Genomic DNA, 17,839 nt, shown 5'->3' with positions numbered 1-17,839 from the left:
CTGAGCGGTCAGGGGGTCGATGTTGTTGCCTCTTCTTGCACACCTTCGCGGTTCGGTAGGTCGTCGGATGCCATCTCAATAGCCGCCACAGGCGCACGACGCCGCAGCATCACCCCGCCGAGGAGCAACAGGCCCGCCAATACAGCCACACCAACCCACACCGGGGTCAGGGCACCACCGTTACCCAGGGCGGTCAGGGCGAAGGTGGGATAGTGCAGGGGCATCAGTCCCGCCAGAATCTGCCACATGGTGCCGATCTCAGCCACGGCGGTGGTATTCCAGACATGTCCCACCACAGCGACCTGCGCGATCCATCCGATCACGGTGGTTATCACCGCTCCGGTTACGCCGAAGGCATGGATGAGCACGCGGGTTATCACCGCCGAGACGATGGTGGCCAGCAACAGCACGGCCACGGCACCCGCCAGCGCAGCAGCACTCAGGCCGAGCGCCACCGTGAACAATACGACACCACCCAGTGCGGTGATGCCCAGCAGCACGAAGGCCAGCAGCCACCGGTTGCGCAGCGTGACCCATCCGAGTGCTGCTCCGGCCAGCATCACCACGGTGGCGATCAGGAAGGCATACATCGGCGGCAGGGATGCGGACTGTCCCTCGGGTCCGGCTGCGGTGAGTTCCACCCCCGCAGCAGGTACCTGAGGGGCGGGGAGAGCACGCTGGACGGCACCGGTTTTCTCCTTGTTGAGTGCAGCCATCGCATCGAGGCGGGAGGCACCCTCATCCAGGGCAGTGAAACCTGCGACGGCCTCGCCGACACCCGCCTCCAGTTCCCCGAGTCCCGCGGCCAGCTCAGCAGCACCGTTGGTGGCTGTGTAGATGCCGTCGTGGTAACCGTAGCCTGGAACGGCCAGCTGGTTGGCCAGGTCGCGGGTGCCGGAGCGCAGCTCGTCGAGGCGGTCGGTCATCTCCACATCGAGTCCCACTTGCTCCAGCTCTCCCTTCAGGTTCGCCAGCTGGCCCCGGACCTCCTCGGCCTCGGGCCGGTCCATGGCCGCCAGGTCGCGGTCGGCCTGATCCAGCGCCACCCGGATCTGTTGTGTCAGGATCACCAGGCCGGTCATCTGTTCCACTGCGGAGGCCACACCATCGGCGATCTCGGTGGCACCGGTGCCCATCTGTCCCGTGCCGGCCTGCAGCTGGATCAGCCCCTCGTGGAGCTCCCGGGCGCCCTCGGCCGCGGCACCCACGCCCTCCTGGAGGGGGGTCGCGGCGTCGACAAGCTCTTTCGTGCCGGCGGTGAGCTCGCCGGTGCCGCTGGCGAGGAAACCGGCCTGGGCACCGGCCTCACCGGCGGCACGACGGGCGTCGATGAGGTCCTGACTGTTTGCCGACGCAGGCGCGGGCGCGCCCGTGACCTCCCCGGCCGCTGACCAGGACCGGGAGATATCCATATCCGTCGCGGTGACAAACGCCGTGCCCGCGATGAGCGGAACCAGAAGAAGCAGCGCAGCCAGAATCCCACCCCTGCGGGTGGCTGGTGTTTCAGTGGGGGCGACAACAACAGACATACCTACGAAATGTAGTGACCCAGGTTGCCTGGAGCTGGTAGGCGCACCGGATGGACACACCAGGAGATCCCGTGCCACCCAGGTTGCTGTCATGGCGGTGGCCAATTCCTAGAACCAGGATCACCACCCATGCGGGGTACAGGAAAGCTATCTGGTGTTTTCCCTGGATACGGCGCGGAGAGAAATGGTGTCCTCCTCCAGCTCATCATATTTCCAGTGTTTCATCTTCACATCCGTCAATAGGGCCGACCGGGCAACAGCTGTGGTGCCCACCGCAGAGGTAGCCAGCTGGATGATGATGATGGTGAGTGCCAGGAGGAGGTTTATCCACGACAGATTGTGGAACAGGGTGCCCGCCACCACCAGGATGATTCCGATTCCACCGGCGGTGCCAAGCGCGGAGATACGCATGTACACATCCGGGAATTTGAGAAAACCGATACCCGCGGTGATGAACACGATGAGTCCGAGGACGATCAGGATGTCACCGATGATAGAGATGTAGTCACTCATCGACGACCCCCCAGCAGCGCGCGGGCCAATGATAACGCCCCCAGGAAACCAACCAGCGAGGTCACCAGGACAACATCGAAGGTGTAATCGCTCCCGCCACGGATACCGAAGAGAGCCAGTAGTCCCACGGTGGCAAAGATCAACAGGTCGGCTGAGATCACCCGGTCAGCATTCGACGGCCCTACAACCATGCGGTAGGCCGCAGGCAGACAGGTCAGACCGATGACAATGATTGCGATGTTTATCACCATCATGGTGTCTCCTTCCGGATTCGCACTGCTTTCAGCATTCGATCCTCCATGTCCTTGAGTTCCGCGCGTAGTGCATCGGCATCGGAGGAATACAGGCTGTGCACGTAGAGTTTCCTCGGTTCGCCTTCCTCCCGTGTCGTGGTTCCGAGAGACAAGGTGCCGGGTGTCAGCGTGATCAGAACCGAAATCAGGGAAAACTCAAACTCGGTCTCAGCGCGGCTGTGGAACAGGCCGATGCCGGGCGTAGAGTTCTGTCCCGGGGTGAGAACATCCTTCAATACGGCGAAATTCGAGGTGACCAGGGCCCCGAGATACCAGAAGAAAAAACCCACAATCCTAAACGGCCAGGTCAATAAATCTGTCATGGTGTCAACACCGCCTCAACGTAGGGGGTCGTATTCTGCAATCCGTGAGCTGCGGTCTCCGCCCATGCGAGCAGGGGTTCCGCGACCATGCCGATACTCAGCGTGATGAGTGCCAGCGCCACCGACGGCAGAACCAGGGAGAGCTTCACCTTCGGCAGTTCCTCGGCACTTTCCACCTTCTCCACCGGGTCCGCCAGAACGAGGGCGGCCTCCGACTCTCCGTCCAGAGCAACGGCAGAGGTTGATCCATCCCGTTTACGATCACCAGAGACGCCGGTGGCGTGGTTCCCCTCCGGGACCGCAGCCGGCTGGGTACGACGCCCCACCGTGGCCCAGGGGAGGTCCCAGAATACACCGGACCAGATCTTGAGCATGGACAAAAGCGTAAACAGACTGACGATCACCATCACCGCCACCGCGATCCATTGACCGACCTCGGCTGCGGCGACAATGAGCGCAAGTTTCCCGACGAATCCGGAGAAAGGTGGCAGGCCTGCCAGGGACAGCGCAGCGGCCATGAAGGCCAGCGCCAGTAACGGTTCCCGTTTGCCCATGGGGGGCAGAGCACCCAGTCTGCCGGTTCCATGGGTGACCTCCAGGGCCCCGGTGGACAGGAAGAGCGAGGCCTTCACGATCATGTGGTGGACCAGGTAGAAGATACCCGCGGTGAGACCGAGCTCTGTGAACAGGGCGACACCCAGCATGATGTAACCGATCTGGCTGGTCATGTGGAAAGCCAGAATCGAGCGGGTGGTGTGCTCCCCCACGGCACCGAGCACGCCGACCAGCATGGTCAGGCTGAAGAACACTACACCGATCCACAGATAGGTCTCATCACCGTCGAACACCACGGCGTACAGACGATAGATGGCGTAGTTGGCCACCTTGGTGTGGATACCGGAGAAAAGGGCGGTGATCGCGGGGGTGGTCAGTGGGTAGCTACGGGCCAACCAGCCATGGGTGGGCACGATCGAGGATTTGATGGCGAGCGCGAACAGACAGATCGCGGTCGCAAGCGCCAAGGCATCGTTTTCCGCCGCGAGTCCGGCCAACTCGGCGATGTTCACCGTGCCCACGACACCGTAGATGAACCCCACTCCGGCGAGGAAAACAGTGGAGGTGAACAGATTGACGGTGAGGAACAGGCGTAGTCCGGCGACCCTCGAACGCGGTGTGCGTGTCGCGCCTTTAGGCGAAAGGATGTACAGCCCATAAGCGGGCAGCAACATGACCTCAAGGAACACGAAGAAGTTGAAGATATCCGCCGTCAATAATGCGCCGTTGACACCCGTTACCATTACCAGCACGAGCGGGGCGAAATACGGTGACTGGGCGAAACCTGCTGCCAGCGCGAAAGCGATACAGGCGATGGTGATGATGCCGGTGGCCACCAACATGAGCGCGGCAAACATGTCAGCCACCAGTGGGATGGAGATTCCCCCGGGCCACAGGGCGACTGAGTGCGCGTATACGCTCCCGTCGGCGGTCAACCGGATCATCACGGCGGCCCCACCGAGTGAGGCGATCAGGACCAGAAGCAGTGTGACGGACTGGAAGATCCGGCTGCGCCGGAGCATCATGAGCAGGCCGGAGGCCAGGAGGGGGGCGACAATAAACGCTGCAAGCAGGGAATCACTGATGGTCATTTACTCACCCTCCTTCTCGGTGAACCCGGCGGTGCGTTCATCCTCTGTGGGGGGACGGTGCATATGTCTCGCACGTGAAGCACGAACCATGTCTAGCTGTTCGGGTCGGATTTCTTGTCCTTCCTCATACAACTCGGGGTTGTTGCGGATGTCTTCGCTGGATTCCACCTCGTCATCACGTCGACCGGTCACGGTGAGCACCAGCATGAACACGGTGATCGAGAAGGCGATGACGATGGCGGTGAGCACGAAAGCCTGTGGCAGGGGATCCGCCGCGGAGGTGGAGCCACTACCGAAGGGTTCATCTCGGCGGAACACCCCGCCGGAGGCCATGAGAATGATCACGGAGGCATGCCCCAGGAACACAAACCCCAACGTCACACGCAGCATGTCGCGACGCAGCATCAAGTAGACGGCAGCGGTCATCAACAGACCTGCAGAGATAGCGATGGTCATGCTTTCACCTCTCGGTTCTCACTGGTGCGATTCTCAGTCGTTCCCGGGGTGAGGGAATCATCAGGGCCTGGTGGGTTGGCTTCTTCTTCCGCAAGGGGCGGAGTTGACTGGCCCATGAGATTCAGAGCGGTCAGGATCATGCCGATCACCGCGAGGTAGACACCGATATCAAAGATGAGCGCAGTGGTCATGTGTATACCGAACACATCGAAATGGAGTGGCTTGAGGAAGGACCCCTCAAGGTAACCGGTGATACCGGTGGCCACACCCACCAGCACGCCGGCACCAATCAGGGCGACGTATGGCAATCTGATGAATCTGGACCTGTCGGTTGCAGATGCCAGGTAGAGCAGGGCGAACCCTGCGCCACCAACGAGGGCTCCGATAAAGCCACCCCCGGGTTCGTTGTGCCCGCGTACCAGCAGCACCATCGACACCAGAATGATGACCGGGACCATGATGCGGCTGATCGCACGGAAGAACACCGCGTTGGCCCAGGGATCATCCAGCGGGTGTTTCCCTCGATTGGGGACGCGGAGAATCGGGGACGGGCGACGCGCCTGGAGGAGAACAATCACAGACAGACCAGCCACGCCCAGGACGGTCAACTCACCCAGGGTGTCCAGGGCACGGTAGTCGACCAGAATGGTGTTGACGATGTTGTCGCCGCCGGAGATCGGAGCCGCCTCATTCAAATACCATTGGGCGGTCTCGGTGAAGTCTCTCCGCCCGGTGAAGGCCCAGACAGCGAAGAATGTCGCCAGACCCGCGGCACCGGCAAGAACCGCCGACCATACCTTCGGACCGGTTTTCTCCCTGGGCAGTTTTGCCGGAAGTCGACGGAGCACCAGAACCAACACCAGGAGCGTCAGGGTTTCCACCAGTAACTGGGTCATGGCTACGTCCGTGGCTCCCAGGTTGAAGAACCAGAGCGCCATGCTGTAACCGGTGACACCCAAAATGACCACAATGCCGATGCGGGTTGTGCTTCGGAATGCCCCTATGACACCTACAACCATCAAACCGACCAGCAGCCAGTCGATGGGCTCGGTATCACCGGGCATCCGTCCCGGGAGCCCCGTGAGTGCGATACCGCCGCTGAGCGCCAACAGAATCAGACAGGCGACGGGAATCCCCAGGTGGCGGGGCAACGAACTGGTGCCAGCCAGGCGGGAGACCTGTCCGCCGGATGTGATGACCGCGTCGCGGAGCTGCTCCACCACACGCAGGCCTGAAACCGGGGCATTAAACCGTGACAGGAAGATCGATACCGGTTTCTGCAGGATCACCAGAATGATGCCGACACCGATGATCAGTGCAGACAGCAGGAGCGGAAGATTAAAACCATGCCAGATCGACAGGTAGACGGTTCCGGGGGCGCCGGTGACCGCGTTGGCCGACCAGGTCACCAGGGTGTCCAGGAGCCCGGGCAGCAGGCCGAAGACCAGGGTGCACGCTGCCAGCACCGTCGGGGCGAGGTAGAAGGCGGGTGTCGCCTCCCCAATCGTCATCCCGGGGTCACCCTCGCTGTTCTGCCGGCGTGGCCATACCGCGAGGATGTACCGCAGAGAGTAGGCGAAGGTCATCATCGAGGTGAGAACCACACCTGCGGTGACCAGCACCACCAGGGCGGTGTTCCCGGGTGCATCCACGAGAGCTGTGATCAGCGATTCCTTGCTGATGAAACCGAAGGTCAGTGGCACACCCGCCATGGACAGGGCGGAAATGGTGACCACCGTGGTGGTGATGGGAAGACGTAGATTGAGTTTGGCCAGTTCACGCCTGTCCCGGATTCCGGTCTCATGTTCGATGATGCCGACGGTCATGAACAGGGCGGCCTTGAATAGGGCGTGGGCAATGGTATGGACCACCGCGGCGGTGAGCGCCGCGTCGGTGCCCACTCCGATCAGGGTCACCAGCAGACCCAGCTGGCTGATCGTGGAGTAGGCGAGCAGCTCCTTGAGGTCGTTACGTCTGATGGCGGTGAACGCCCCAAACAGCGCGGTGATGAGTCCACACGTGATCAACAGGATCTGCCAGGTGGCGACATCCGACATTGCGGGGGAGAAACGCAATGCCAGATAGATACCGGCCTTCACCATCGCTGCGGCATGTAGATAAGCGGAAACCGGTGCGATGGCAACCATGGAATCCGGCAACCAGGCCTGGAAGGGGAACTGGGCGGATTTGGTGAACACCGCTCCGGCCAGCAGGAAGGCGATCGCCACCGTGAAGCCGGTGTCCTGGGTCCAACTGGTATCCCCCAGGATCTCACTGATCCGTGTGGTGCCGGTGTGCGCCATCAATATGGCGAAGGCGGTCAACAGTGACAGGCCACCCGCGACGGTCACAAGCAGGGTGCGGATGGCGGGGTCGCGACCTCCGGGGCCGGAACGCGCAATGAGCAGGTAGGAACAAAGCGTGGTGATCTCCCACGCGAAGAAGAACACCACCAGGTCATCGGTGAGCACCAGTAGCAACATCGCCGCGGCGAAGAGGCTCATCAACAGATAAAAGTGACCTGGATCCGATTTGCCCAGGTAGCGCGTGCTGTAGATGAGAACAGCGGCACCAATGAGCAACACCAACATGGAAAAGACCAGCGAGAGGCCATCCAGATGGAAGGAGAAACTCACCCCCAGGGTGGGCATCCACGGCACGGATTCCTGGATACTCAGTGAATCTGCGGCGGTGTTTCCCGGCAGAGCCTGCAGGATGAGTGCGGCTGCCAGCACCAGCGGGATGGCGAGAATCCATCCAGAGTTACGACCAACCCATCGCCTGAGCGGCACTGCCAGCACACAGCCAAGCAGGGCTAGAATAAGAGAACTTGATAACATTCGGCAACCTTGATCCGGAGAAAAATGACGGAATCTTGATGAGCCGGTTCCTTGAAATATAGTCCCTGATTGAAGTTAAGAAATCAGTACACTGAACGACCGGCTAAAACCCAGCTACCGGGGTGGTACCGGACAGGTATTCTCCCCACGTGGGAAGGTAACCGTTGGTCCCCGCAGGCGGGAGCACCCGAAAAAGCGGCCTGAAGGCACGCCGGGAAACAGCAGTGGTCTGGGACATAGTGGATGATCTTAGCAGAATGGCCCACGACGGGCGCACGTGAGCCACCAGCCCGATGCCTGTTCCTCCTCAAACAGAAAACCAGCCTTGCCGCACCGGCGCTTTTCGACGCCCCACCCCCACCGCCTCCCGCGCCCTGGCAGTAAAGGTGCGGGAGGCGGGCGTCGTTAAGCAGCTCTTTCTCTGTTTTTCATCAGCGGACCGCTGAATTCACAGGTTTCCTGAACTACTATCGGATGTGATTCATTCATTGCTCGATCAAGTGAAGGAGTACCCCATGCGTTTCAAGAAGCTCGCTGCAGTTGCGCTGTCAACAGCCCTCATCTTTGGTGGCACCACCGGCGTCGCCCACGCACAGTCCGTAGCACCGGCCCCAAGCTCCGAAATTCCGATCCCACCGGAGTTGGTCGGTTTTGTCACCCAGTTCAACGTCCCCGCCGATGTTGCCTACGCAGGTCTCCAGATCGCTGCGGCGTGGGTTGGTATCGGTATCGGTTCCAGCGCCCTGAGCCTGGGCAGCTCCGCTCTGGGCACCGGCAGCGCCGTGCTCAGCTCCCCGCTGTACTGATAGACAAACACCACCCCGGTGCCCGTCTCGGCGGACACAGGGGTGGTGTTGTTTTTATGCAGCGGAAAACCCCACCTGCAGGACGCAGGTGGGGTTTTCACATCACACAGTGAGAGTAGGTGATACTACTTCTTGTCGATGTCGTCACCGGTGGAAGAGGTGTGCTCAGCTGCGCCGGCTGCCTTCTTCTGCAGGTAGAGCTCCTTGACGCGTGCGCCGAGGTTTTCATCAACGTTGGTCCAGTACTCGTAGACGCGTGGCTCGGTTGCCTCGGAGATGCCCTGCATGGCGTTGGAGATATTGTCTGCCAGACGCTCCTTCTCACCGTCGTTGTAGACCTCGCGGTAGAGGATGCCAGCCTGCATGAAGTCATCATCATCCTGGTGCTTGACATAGCCTGCGCGGGTCATGTCGGTGCCGTGTGGATCTGGATTGACGTAGATATCCTCAGCCTGACCATAGGTGGTGTGGTTGGAGGATGAGGTCGCGCCGTCATCCAGGTAACCTGCACCCTTGGTGTAACGGTTGGGGCTGTAGGAAGGCTCGCCCTCAGCGTCGAAGACGAACTGCATGTTGCCTTCACGGCTGTAGGTGTTGACATCGTTGACAGGACGGTTGATCGGCAGATCACGGTAGTTCGCGCCGATGCGGTAACGCTGCTGGTCAGCGTAGGCGAAGACACGTGCCTGGAGCATGCGGTCCGGGGACAGTCCGACACCTGGGACGGTGTTGCCTGGATCCAGGGCGATCTGCTCGATCTGCGCGTGGTAGTTGCGTGGGTTGCGGTTCAGAACGAAGTGACCGACGTCGATGCGTGGGTAATCCTTCTTGGACCAGACCTTGGTCAGGTCGAATGGGTTCCAGCGGTAGTTCTCTGCGTCCTCGAAAGGCATGATCTGAACCTTGACGTCCCAGATCGGGTAGTCACCGTTCTCGATGGAGTTATAGAGATCCTCGCGGTGGTAGTCGGCGTTCTGGCCGGCCATCTCTGCTGCTTCGGCGTCGGTGAAGTTCACAACACCCTGGCGGGAGATGAAGTGGTACTTGACCCAGAATGCCTCGCCCTCGGCGTTGACCCACTGGAAGGTGTGGGAGCCGTAGCCGTTCATGTGGCGGGTGGTCTTCGGGGTTCCGCGGTCGCCCATCAGGTAGGTGACCTGGTGTGCGGATTCAGGTGCACGGGTCCAGAAATCCCACTGCATGTCTGCATCACGCAGGCCGGAGGCGTTGAGTCGCTTCTGTGAGTGGATGAAGTCTGGGAACTTCATGCCATCACGAAGGAAGAAGGTGGGGGTGTTATTACCCACGATGTCATAGTTGCCCTCTTCGGTGAAGAAGCGGAGAGCGAAACCGTGGACATCGCGCCAGGTATCAGGGGAGCCCTTCTCACCTGCAACGGTGGAGAAACGGATACCCATCGGGGTGACCTTGCCCGGCTGGAACAGATCAGCCTTGGTGTACTTGGACACATCTTCGGTGATGTGCAGCTCACCGAAGGCGCCGTGGCCCTTGGCGTGAGGGATACGCTCCGGGGTGTTCTCGCGGTTGAAGTGCGCGAGCTTCTCAATGAGGTGGATGTCATTGAGGATGTTCGGGCCCTGTGGACCTGCGGTGATAGAAATATTCTCGGACGGAACTGGGGCGCCGTTGTGGCGGGTGGTGTTTCCGGAGGCCTTCGGACGCATGCCGCGGTCGATGATCTGATCTGCTGCTGAGTTGTCAGCCATAATCATATCCTTCCATTTATGAGGGTTACCTATGGATTGAATCTTATTGATAGTCTACCGGAGAATGTCACTTTGCGCCACCCTTTCGGCACCCGGGATGCACGGGAAACCAGTTCACCCACACAGAGGAACAAAGGATCGAGGCAGGTTACGCACTTTGTTCCCCCTCAACCTACCCCCTTCCCCCGCTCCCCGCAGGGGAAAAACTGCAGTACGCTGAGTTAAAACCTGACAGCTGAGCTGGTAATCTTTCCTGTTGTGAAGTCCCAAGAGCGCAATGACGCCCACGTCACCGAGCTGGCATTGGCCGCCGGTCGTGGTGATCGTGACGCGCTCACGGAATTCATCCGCGCGACCCAGGATGACGTCTGGCGCCTGCTCGCCCACCTGGGCGGACGTGAGATCGCGGATGATCTGACCCAGGAAACCTATCTCCGGGTCATGGGCGCACTCCCCCGTTTCGCCGCCCGCTCCTCCGCGCGCACCTGGCTGTTGTCACTGGCCAGACGGGTCTGGGTGGACAATATCCGCCACGACATGGCCCGCCCACGCAAATCCCACGTGGAATATGAAGACACCGGTGCCACCGACGCCACCAACTCCGCCATCTGGTCCGAGTGGATCGACGTACGCACGCTCATCGACGCCCTGCCTCCCGAACGTCGCGAAGCCCTCATCCTCACCCGGGTGCTCGGCTACACATATGAAGAAGCGGCGAAAATCGCCGATGTGCGCGTGGGCACCATCCGGTCGCGCGTGGCCCGCGCCCGCGCGGACCTAATCAGCGCAACCACCAGTGAGCTTGACGACGAAGGGACCGGCACCCGCGGCCCATAAGGATCAGTAATCTTGGGATGCATGAGCACCCCCATCCGAGGCGACCGGTCCATGACGCCGGATGCCGTCCACAATGCCACCCGGAAATGCGTGATCCTGGCCTGGTGGACCCTGGGTTACCTGGTGGTGGACACCATCATCCTCTTCATGATCAAGGGCAATTCCCAGACAATGCAGGCCGCCTGGATCCAGGATCTCCTGGGGATGGTGCCGCCCCTGGCATTCCTCATCGGGGTGAGGGTGGCGCGTCGCAAAGCAACACGCGCACACCCGTACGGCTACGCGCAGGCCATGGACATCGCACACCTGGCGGCTGGTGCCGCCCTGGTGGGATTCGGTGGATTTTTGTTATTTGAATCCTCCATGACCCTGGTTGCACGCGAACGGCCTGACATCGGGCAATTTTCACTCTTCGGCCTCGACATGTGGCAGGGCTGGGTGATGATCGCCTTCATGTTCATCACAATCTTCCCGCCCCTGCTTCTGGGGCGGCTGAAGATGAAACCCGCGAAAGTGCTGCACAGTAAGGCACTTTTCGCCGATGCCCGTATGAACCGCGCGGACTGGATGGCCGGGACAGCCTCCATCGTCGGCATCGCAGGAATCGGCATGGGTGTCTGGTGGGCGGATGCGGTGGCCGCGATCCTCATCTCACTGGACATTCTGGAAGACGGATTCAAAAACCTCAAAGGCTCGTTGAGCTCCATGATGGACTCCGTACCCAAAAGCCTGGGCGAGGGGGAACCCCATCCGGTGCCGGGGCTGGTCAACGCCCGCCTGGCCGAATTGGAGTGGGTGAAGGAGGTGGGCAACCGCACCCGGGAGGAAGGCCATTTCTTCCATGTGGATGCCTTCGTGGTGCCGGTGGACGCGAATATGGTGACAGCTGCAGACCTTATCCTGGCCCGCGAATCCTGCCTGGACCTGCACTGGAAGATCCATGATGTCTCCATCACCCCGGTCACCGAGCTATCTCCGCTCTTGCGGACTGACACCGCCACGCTGGAGGAGGTGGAGACAGACTAGGCAACAGGGCTGGGGACACCAGCACTGGTGAAAGTACCGCGATGCTGCCCACAGCCCTGCCTCCATCTGATCTTTAGTTCTGGCGTCGGCGTATTCCCATCCAGGAAAACAGGGCAAACAACAGGAACCCAGCACCCGTGCCCACCATCGTCCAGATGCCCATTCCTCCGGTCATCGGCAGCTCACCTGATTCCACATTGGCCACCTTGATGATCCAGGGGGTCACCGGATCTTCCCCAGGTTCCTGAACCTCAATCAACCCTGAATTCTGGGCATAGGCGGACAGATTGAATTCAAGATCACCCAGTTCACCGGCATTGGTCGGTTCCACATCAAAGCGCCACGGCGCCGGCAACAATTCGGAACCAGTCCCGGACCGTGTCTCCACCAGGAAGTAACTGCCTGGACGGAGGTTGACGGTGAACCTGGTGTTGTCCCCATCTGAAATATGCTGCAGCTCTTCAGCGACCACCTCACCCAGTGAATCAGCCGCGTTGGGGTCAACCTCATAGATGGCAAACCGCGCCCCGGACAGAGGCTGATCATCAGGGTAACTCACCTTCTGTACCTGGACCTCCCCATCAGCCCGGTAGAGGGAATTGAGCAGCCAGGCGTAGGAACCGGCCTCCCCACCCAGAGGGATGACAGCACCCTCACGCAGCTGGAGGCGCGGTGCATCCCCGATGACAGGTTGCGGCACAGTGCCCGGATCTTCTGGATCCACCGGCTCAGGCTCAATCAGATCAGGGTTTTCCGCCGGGTAGACGTAGTTCGGCTGCATCTGCAGGTTGTTGTCATCTAGAATCTGCTGCACCTCAGCGGAGAATGCCTGCTCACTCACCTCACAGCTGGATCCCATCGGGAGTGCACCAGTGGCCCACTGTTGTCCATGGCCCAAGGTGAAGGAGCCCTCAACTATCACCCCTCCATCAGGTCCTGTTTCTCCTGTGAGCGGGATGCCGTTGGAGATGGCGGGAACAGGTTGACCCGGTAGCAGATTGGTCACCTCGCAACGGAAGTTGAAGTTGAAAGCAACGCCACCTTCCCCGCCCTCAGCAGCTGGCGGGAAAATGCTTCCGTCCGGGTCACCCTCGATGTATTTGTCCAGCCCCAGGTAGGTCTGGTTCACCCAGTAGGAGTTGGTGAATTCAACCGTGGTGGCTTCCGCCCCCAGGCCGAATTCATCGGTGGTGACCACATTTGCCCGCTGGAACACGGTCTGATCATCGCGGGTGACATGAACCTCATGGGCGGAGTTCACCACATCCTCGAACCCCGCCGGGATCTTAGCGTCAATCACCTCGCTGACGGAGCAGAGTGCGGACTGCGGGATCAAAGTACCGTCCGCCAGGGTAAGGGGGGTGGGTTCCGCACCCGGCGTCACCACGACCGTCCCGGAATAACTGGTATTTTCAATGAACTGGTCTGTACACACCCAGTTCATGGTGAATCTTTCCGGCTCGGTGATATAGGCGTTAACACTGCCTACGTTGTCACTGCCCGCCAGTTGCTTTGCCACAGCCAATTCGGCACGGGGGCGTTCATAGTTGTTGACCACCGTGATGCGTTGCGGCTCAGCATTAACATACCCCTCACCGGAGAGATCCCCGGCGACCACCGTGAAGCCCTCGGTTGCACCTTCAATAACAGTGGGATCATGGGTGGTGTCTTCACCGATGAAGCCATCGCCGTCGAAAGTTGCACTCACAACCGCGTCATAACCGCCCACCTGGGATTCGGTGATGGTGCAGTCATACCCCACGGGCACCGGGGTTGGTGCGGTTGCACCCCTGTCCCCGGTGATGGAGATGCGCTGCGTGATGGTCGGATCCTGGATGAATGGCAGGTCTCCCAACCCACTGTCGGCGTAATTAGGGTCGGTGCACACAAGTTGGAAGGTGAAGGTATCCCCTGTGGCAAGGTCCGCCCCATCACCTGTCACGCGCTTGGTTACCTCGAGCATATTCTTCCAGTAGGTGTAGGTATTCCACAGCACATAAGTGCCCTGGAAGTTAGCAGGCAGCAAGGTGGCCTCACCGGGGTCCCCGGAGGGGCGTTCTTCCTTGGCCACGATCCGGAAAGTCGCCTGGTGAGGAGAATTCTCAACATCCGTGGAGCAGGTGATACCTGCACCTGTGCCACAGGCATCTTCCTGAGCGCCCCAACCTGAGGAACTATCGGCCACGGTCCAGCGATTGTCCAGGTCCGCATTGAGTTCATCCGCAGACTCCAGGTCCTCGGTCACCACACAGTCAGAACCGAGCGGCACCCCGTCAACTGTGAAGTCAGCGGCATCATCAAATCTGCCGATGTTCAGTTCTCCCTGTTTAATCTCATTAGCACCGAGAACACATCGATAGCTGAACTTAAAGTCCTTGGAGGAAGGGATGGTGGCAACGCCTTCACCATCCACCTTCTTCTTGAGGCTGAAACTACCGTATTGCATCTGGTAGGTATTCAGAATATCCACAACGAGGGGAGCTTCCGTGTCATCAACGGCAACCGTGATGCCCCCCTCCACCGCCCCAGCCCCATTGAGGGAATAAGTAGCCACCGGGCCTGAGGTATTGGGAATTGGTTGGCTATTCTCCGTAATGACGCAGTCAGTGCCGACAGGCACCTGGATTGTGGTCTCCACCCCGGCGCGGATGTTCTCGGTATAGGTGGGAAAGACTGTGCCCGGTGCACTCTGCCTGGTGCAAGTGTAGGAGATGGGATAGGTTCTGTCCGGATTGATCACCTCATCAACCCAGCCCTCGGTGATTACCTCATCATTGGCATCCACCAGAGCTGTTTCCTTGATCAGGGTGATCTCGTGGCGGGCAGGCCGGTACTGGTTATTGACCACTACGGTTGCGCCGCTGCCCCCTGTGGGGAAATTGAATGAGAACTCGTCTCCACTCTGTGTACCACTCACGCCCCGGAACTCCGTGGTGCGCTCCACCTCTCGCGCATCTGTATTGCTCTCCGAAACCACGCAGGAGGCACCTGCAGGCACGCCTTCAATGGTTTTACTCTCCCCATCAGCCAGAGGTATAGAACCTGCCGGCCCACCTACACAGCTGTAGCTGATATTGAATTGTTCGGGGATGAATGCATCGAGATCAGAGGTCCGAACATCGGTGACATCCACATCTTTAGTGATGACCAGTTCACCACGTGCCGCCTGGAAAGTATTCACCAACGTGCCAGTGTTATTCCCCTCTGCGGTCACAGTGATGGTCACTGACCCAGGAGTGACCAGCTCGACCCCCTCGGGGAGATCATCCAGATGCTGCTCGATGAACCGGCAGCTGGTGCCGACAGGGAGGTTGTTGACCTCAAGCGAACTGACCGCCGATACAGAACCGTTGATGTCTTGGCGAGTGCCATCTGGAAGTTCACACACACCGGTGATCGGAAAACTGGTTGTGAGAAGATAGTCCTTAACTGATGGATCGGTGATCCTCCCATCAACCACCACTTCCTTGGTCAGGACGGCACTTCCCCGCTTGTAGTTGAGGGTGTTGGTCATGGTGACATTCGCAACCTCATCCCTGGACTGGAGCAGGACAGTTTGGGGGGCGGGCAAGGTGACATTGATGTCGGAGCTACCCGATTCCAGAGGCGTCTCAGTAACTGTGCATTCTATTCCCACCGGCACATTATCAACGCGGTAGTTACCACCGGCGCTGACCGTGAACTCCCGGGTGAAATCATTTTCACAGCGGAGAACAAACGGGTACTGGAATTCATTACCCCGGTTGGCTGCATCACCATCAACCGCCTTATTCACCACCACAGAACCCAACTGACGGGTGTAGGTGTTCACCACCGTGACGTTGTGCTCATCCGCAGAATCCACATAAATATAGTTGCTGTTGCACTGGCTGAGCTCACCCGCGCCCGCACCTGAGGAAAGACAAATATCAGACTGCCAGGTGGTGGCCAAGTCAAATTGGGGGACGGTGATGGGACTGGTCGCAGATCCAGGCTCTGACAGCTCACACTGTGTACCCACTGGGAAAAGACGTGGCTCACCCCCGGGTATGGGCCTTCCCGCGGCGTCAGCCACCGGGATGGTGACAGAGGTCCCGTCTCTGGGAACCAGGACATAACCATTGCCCACAAAGTACGGGTCAGGCGCATCCGGATCCAACTCCGGCGGATTGCCGATGTCGGGAACATAGCGACAGGAATACTGCACCTGGAACGTGCCGGGTGCACTTGCCAGGGGAATGTCCCCGGTGACCTTCTTACTCACCGTGATGGTGGCGGAAGCAGTCTCATAGGAGTTTGTCACCTGCACCGTGGTGCCGGTCCCAGAGGTAAACCCTCCAGATCCCACAATTACAACCGTCTCCAATCCGGGCTCGGGAGACGAAACGCTACCGTTGACCGCCGACCACGTTGTTTCCAAGCTGTACCGGTCCGCTGCGGCCTCAGGCTGATCCTCTCTGATGGTGCACCTCGCACCAACTGGGATGTGCTCATTGCCTACAGGGGCCTCTGCGCCACCTGCCACGTTTTCCACCCGGCCGGAGGCGATGATTTCTTCTCCAATGCGGCAGGTATAGGAAAATGAATAACTTCTGCTGTTTAGCTCCTCCTGCAGGATCGTGCTGTTGGAGTTGACTGTTTTAGTCAACTTCAACGGCACACTGGCCAGGTTCCGGAATGTGCAGGCAATGATCTCCGTGGCATTAAGCGGAACCCTCACACCCAGAGCTCCAGCATTGGTCACGCTCACCTCCTGGCGGGGAGCTCCGACCTTATAGGCAAAACATTGGGCATTCTTCCCATCAGCTGTAGGCATCAGGCTATAACCGTCTTGTTGCCTCTCCTGGATTGTGACGCGTGGGCTTCCTGAACCAAAACCACCAAGGGAAAACTCTGCAATTCCATTGGCTCCAGTGACCACCTGAGAAGGTGGGGCAGCTGTGCCGGGCAGACCTTCGAAGCTCAAATCAAATGTCCATCCGGACCCATTTTGTAGAACGGTGCCGTTGGCATCCACGATTTCTTTAACCACCTGGACACAGCCGGTGGCAAAATTAGCGAAAAGTTGGCTCTGCAGTGTGGAGTAGCTTGGAGCAATAATTGGAGTTTTCCCGCTGGTGGTCATATCCCTGAGCAATTGCTGATGTCGGGTTTCATAAGCAACTCGCCACCGAATCCAGATCAGACCGTAGGGTTCATAAACCGCAATTATCGCGTTGTTCTCCATATTTGTACCCACGCCTACAGGGATTAAAGCTCCCCCGTTTTGCTCGATGCGGGCTTTTTGTTGCAGAGCTTGTTCTATTTCGCTCCTCTCTGTAGTCCCCCCCGACTGGTTCATCTGCCCATTGAGGCCGTAAGTTGGCTGCCCATCAGTAATAAAATATACTACTTGATATTTATGTGTTGCCATATCATTGGCGACAGCTTGCAACCCCGCTGCCCAGCTGGTCCCTCCCGTGTTAGCACCGGAATTCGGCATATTGTATAGAGCATCAATAGCATTAACGACAGCGTTATAACCGGCTGGAGTTTGCAGACTACGAGCAGGAAGGTTGATCAGTGCCCCTCGATTATCCCCCTGAAATGGAGAGTTACTGCCAAAGGTGTAGATGGCCACATCATAAGGCGCACCATTGAGACTCTGTACGAGTTCCCGGAGGGTATTTTTCAGCTGTGTGACATCACTAGCTGAAAGCGAGTTGGAAAGGTCAACCAGGAAAGCAACCGAAGAACCACAGACACCTGACGACGGAGCAGGAGGAGCAGTCTGTGCCTGCGCCTCCGGCATGACCGTATCCGATACGGGTGACTGCGGGATCGACATCAACGTGAAAGCCAGCAACACCACCAGGAGGGACGCA

At 59.3% G+C, this 17,839-nt stretch carries 12 protein-coding genes and 1 pseudogene; 3 read left to right on the top strand and 10 right to left on the bottom strand.

Translation table 11 applies throughout. From position 1 onward, the window contains the following. Positions 1 to 8: 8 nt before the first annotated feature. The 7 genes from CFAEC_RS01140 to CFAEC_RS01110 form a co-directional block, all read right to left on the bottom strand. On the bottom strand, positions 9 to 1,529 hold the full coding sequence (locus CFAEC_RS01140; protein ID WP_290278028.1) for a YhgE/Pip domain-containing protein: 1,521 nt from the start codon (positions 1,527 to 1,529) through the stop codon (positions 9 to 11). Between the two features lie 147 nt (positions 1,530 to 1,676). Then, positions 1,677 to 2,042: a cation:proton antiporter gene (locus tag CFAEC_RS01135; RefSeq protein WP_290278027.1), complete on the bottom strand. Its 366-nt coding sequence runs from the start codon at positions 2,040 to 2,042 to the stop codon at positions 1,677 to 1,679. Continuing rightward, positions 2,039 to 2,296 carry an MrpF/PhaF family protein gene (locus CFAEC_RS01130; protein ID WP_290278026.1) on the bottom strand — a complete coding sequence of 86 codons (258 nt, stop codon included), beginning with the start codon at positions 2,294 to 2,296 and terminating at the stop codon, positions 2,039 to 2,041. Before CFAEC_RS01130 ends, CFAEC_RS01135 begins: the two co-directional genes overlap by 4 nt. Next, complete coding sequence (locus CFAEC_RS01125) at positions 2,293 to 2,658, bottom strand: Na+/H+ antiporter subunit E (protein WP_290278024.1); 366 nt, start codon at positions 2,656 to 2,658, stop codon at positions 2,293 to 2,295. The genes CFAEC_RS01130 and CFAEC_RS01125 overlap by 4 nt, the downstream gene beginning before the upstream one ends. Next, positions 2,655 to 4,304: a monovalent cation/H+ antiporter subunit D family protein gene (locus CFAEC_RS01120; protein ID WP_290278022.1), complete on the bottom strand. Its 1,650-nt coding sequence runs from the start codon at positions 4,302 to 4,304 to the stop codon at positions 2,655 to 2,657. The genes CFAEC_RS01125 and CFAEC_RS01120 overlap by 4 nt, the downstream gene beginning before the upstream one ends. Then, positions 4,305 to 4,760: a cation:proton antiporter subunit C gene (locus CFAEC_RS01115; RefSeq protein WP_290278019.1), complete on the bottom strand. Its 456-nt coding sequence runs from the start codon at positions 4,758 to 4,760 to the stop codon at positions 4,305 to 4,307. Further along, positions 4,757 to 7,600, bottom strand: a complete 2,844-nt coding sequence (locus CFAEC_RS01110; RefSeq protein ID WP_290278017.1) for a DUF4040 family protein — start codon at positions 7,598 to 7,600, stop codon at positions 4,757 to 4,759. The genes CFAEC_RS01115 and CFAEC_RS01110 overlap by 4 nt, the downstream gene beginning before the upstream one ends. A 515-nt stretch (positions 7,601 to 8,115) precedes the next feature. Here CFAEC_RS01110 and CFAEC_RS01105 point away from each other — a divergent pair. Beyond that, positions 8,116 to 8,406 (top strand): hypothetical protein, encoded by a 291-nt coding sequence (locus CFAEC_RS01105; protein ID WP_290278015.1) that lies wholly within the window; start codon positions 8,116 to 8,118, stop codon positions 8,404 to 8,406. A 125-nt stretch (positions 8,407 to 8,531) separates the two neighbouring features. Here the strand turns inward: CFAEC_RS01105 and CFAEC_RS01100 are convergent, their stop codons facing one another. After that, positions 8,532 to 10,133 (bottom strand): catalase, encoded by a 1,602-nt coding sequence (locus CFAEC_RS01100; RefSeq protein ID WP_290278014.1) that lies wholly within the window; start codon positions 10,131 to 10,133, stop codon positions 8,532 to 8,534. Positions 10,134 to 10,391: 258 nt separating this feature from the next. On the opposite strand from CFAEC_RS01100, the gene CFAEC_RS01095 reads away from it, so the two are divergent. Both CFAEC_RS01095 and CFAEC_RS01090 read left to right on the top strand, forming a co-directional pair. Continuing rightward, positions 10,392 to 10,970, top strand: a complete 579-nt coding sequence (locus tag CFAEC_RS01095) for an RNA polymerase sigma factor (RefSeq protein WP_290278013.1) — start codon at positions 10,392 to 10,394, stop codon at positions 10,968 to 10,970. Between the two features lie 21 nt (positions 10,971 to 10,991). Beyond that, complete coding sequence (locus tag CFAEC_RS01090) at positions 10,992 to 11,996, top strand: cation diffusion facilitator family transporter (RefSeq protein WP_290278012.1); 1,005 nt, start codon at positions 10,992 to 10,994, stop codon at positions 11,994 to 11,996. A gap of 73 nt (positions 11,997 to 12,069) precedes the next feature. Here the strand turns inward: CFAEC_RS01090 and CFAEC_RS01085 are convergent, their stop codons facing one another. Both CFAEC_RS01085 and CFAEC_RS14260 read right to left on the bottom strand, forming a co-directional pair. Further along, positions 12,070 to 16,719, bottom strand: a complete 4,650-nt coding sequence (locus tag CFAEC_RS01085; protein ID WP_290278011.1) for a DUF5979 domain-containing protein — start codon at positions 16,717 to 16,719, stop codon at positions 12,070 to 12,072. Between the two features lie 495 nt (positions 16,720 to 17,214). Further along, a pseudogene (locus tag CFAEC_RS14260) lies at positions 17,215 to 17,766 on the bottom strand (vWA domain-containing protein); the annotation flags it as partial. Positions 17,767 to 17,839: the final 73 nt, after the last annotated feature.

It is taken from the genome of Corynebacterium faecale (genome assembly GCF_030408735.1).
GTDB classification, from domain to species: domain Bacteria; phylum Actinomycetota; class Actinomycetes; order Mycobacteriales; family Mycobacteriaceae; genus Corynebacterium; species Corynebacterium faecale.
Note: the sequence above shows the minus strand (reverse complement) of the source record. Positions and strands in the feature narration are given on the sequence as shown.